Source organism: Kitasatospora sp. NPDC001225 (assembly GCF_053597855.1).
Genome location: NZ_JBSFJC010000347.1, coordinates 1 through 2,566, shown reverse-complemented (window position 1 = coordinate 2,566; position 2,566 = coordinate 1). Strand labels below are relative to the sequence as shown.

Below are 2,566 nucleotides of genomic sequence, written 5' to 3'. Positions count from 1 at the left end.
GCTCGATGCTGATGGAGGGCCACCCGGTCCGCCTGGCCGGCCAGGACAGCCGCCGCGGCACCTTCGGCCAGCGGCACGCCGTCCTGATCGACCGCTTCGACCTGCCGGTCACGGGGACGATCCCGGCCGAGCTCAACGGCCGGTACCTGCGCAACGGGCCCAACGGGATGCGGCCGGAGGACCCGCGGCCGCGGCACCTGTTCGCCGGGTACGCCATGGTGCACGGGGTGCGGCTGCTCGACGGGCGGGCCCGGTGGTACCGCAACCGGCTGGTGCGCAGCGCCGCCGTGGCCGAGGCGCTGGGGGAGCGGCCGCGCCCCGGCGCCGTGCCGCGGATCGCCGACGTCGCGCCCAACACCCACGTGATCGGGCACGCCGACCGCACCCTCGCGCTGGTCGAGGGCGGCTTCCGCCCGTACGAACTCTCCTACGAGATCGAGACGGTGGGGGCCGGCGACTTCTGCGGCACGCTGCCCGACGGGTTCGCCGCCCACCCCAAGCTCGACCCGGTCACCGGCGAGCTGCACGCGATCACCTGGCAGCGGGACGACAGCGAGCGGCTGCGCCACCTGGTGGTCTCCCCGGAGGGCGTCGTCGTGCGCGCCGTGGACATCCCGGTCCCGCACCGGCCGGTGGTGCACGACATGGCGCTGACCCGGAACTTCGCCGTCGTCCTCGACCTCGCGGGGCGCGTCAGCATGCCCGACAACCTGGCGCGCAAGACGTATCCGGCGGTCTGGGACGAGACCCGCGGCGCGCGGGTCGGGCTGCTGCCCCGCAACGGCACCGAGGTCCGCTGGTTCGAGGTCGAGCCCTGCTTCGTCTTCCACACCCTCAACGCCCACGAGGACGGCGACCGGGTCGTCGTCGACGTGGTCCGCTACCCGAGGATGTTCGCCGGCGGCGCGGTGGACGGGCAGAGCAGCCCCACCCTGGACCGCTGGACGGTCGACACCGTCTCCGGCACGGTCACCGAGACCCGGCTGGACGACCGGCCGCAGGAGTTCCCGGCGGTCAACCCGGCGGTGGTCGGCGGTGCCCACCGCTACGGCTACTCCACCGTGGCCACCCCCCTGCTGCGCCACCTCGCCGCGACGGCCGACGACCTGGACGCGCTGCCCCCGGAGGCCGCCGGGGACGCGCTGATCAAGCACGACCTGCGACAGCAGTCCAGCACCGTACGGCAGTTCGGCGCGGGCCGGTACACCGGTGAGGTCTCCTTCGTGCCGAGGGAGGGCGCCCGCGGCGAGGACGACGGCTACCTGCTGACCTACGTCCACGACCCCGAGCGGGGCGCGAGCGACCTGGTCGTCCTCTCCGCCGAGGACTTCACCGGCGCCCCGCTCGCCACCGTCCACCTGCCGGTGCGGGTGCCGGCCGGCTTCCACGGCAGCTGGATCCCCGACCCCGTCCGAGAGGACTCCCAGTGAACACTCCGGCTGTGACCGCGCCCTCCGTGACCGCGCCCGCCGTATCCGCCCCGGCCGAGACCGTCGCCCGGCTGCGCGCGGCCTTCCGCACCGGCCGCACCCGGCCGCTCGCCTGGCGCACCGAGCAGCTGGCCGGGCTGCGCGCCCTGCTGACCGGCCACCGCGAGGAGATCGCCGACGCCCTCCACGCCGACCTGCGCAAGCCGCGCGCCGAGACCGACATCGCCGAAGTCGACTTCACCGTACGGGAGATCGACCACACCCTGCAGAACCTGGAGCAGTGGCTGCGCCCCGTGCCGGTGCCCGCCGCCGCGCTCACCCGGCTGCCGCCGGGGACGAGCGCCCACACCGGCCACGCCCCGCTCGGGACCGTCCTGGTGATCGCGCCCTGGAACTACCCGGTGCAGCTGCTGCTGGTGCCGGTGGCGGGCGCGATCGCCGCCGGCAACACGGTGCTCGCCAAGCCGAGCGAACTGGCCCCGGCCTGCTCGGCCCTGCTGGCACGGCTGCTGCCCCGGTACGTCGACCCGGCGGCGATCGCCGTGGTGGAGGGCGGCGGGGAGACGACCACCGCCCTGCTCGCCGAGCGCTTCGACCACATCCTCTACACCGGCAACGCCCGCTTCGGCCGGACGGTGCTGCGGGCCGCCGCCGAGCACCTGACCCCGGTCACCCTCGAACTGGGCGGCAAGTCACCGGTGTTCGTGGACCGCGGCGTCGACCCCGGGCCGGTCGCCGCCCGGCTGGCCCGCGCCAAGTTCGCCAACGCGGGGCAGACCTGCGTGGCCCCCGACTACCTGCTGACCGACCCGGCCACGGCCCGCGCGCTGGAAGGCGCCCTGGCGCGCGCCGTCACCGAGCTGTACGGCCCCGACCCGGCGCGGTCACCGGCGTACGGGCGCATCGTCGACGAGCAGCACTTCGACCGGGTCGTCGCCCTCCTCGACTCGGGCCGTACGGTCTTCGGCGGGCAGCACGACCGCGCGGACCGCTACATCGCGCCCACCCTGCTGGCCGAGGTGGAGCCGGACGCCCCGGTCATGCAGGAGGAGGTTGAACGGGCCGATGCCGACGCCGAGCAGGTCGTACGGAGGGGGTGTCGAGGTGTCCACAGGGTCGTCCTAGGCGGGGAGTTG

2 protein-coding genes are annotated in these 2,566 nt (G+C 75.0%); both read left to right on the top strand.

Annotated features, from left to right (window positions below):
• A partial coding sequence (locus ACWDCZ_RS40220) for a carotenoid oxygenase family protein (protein ID WP_449818580.1) occupies positions 1-1,430 on the top strand: 1,430 nt, incomplete at its 5' end.
• 11 nt (positions 1,431-1,441) lie between these two features.
• The coding region (locus tag ACWDCZ_RS40215; RefSeq protein ID WP_449818579.1) for an aldehyde dehydrogenase family protein at positions 1,442-2,566 on the top strand (1,125 nt) is incomplete at its 3' end.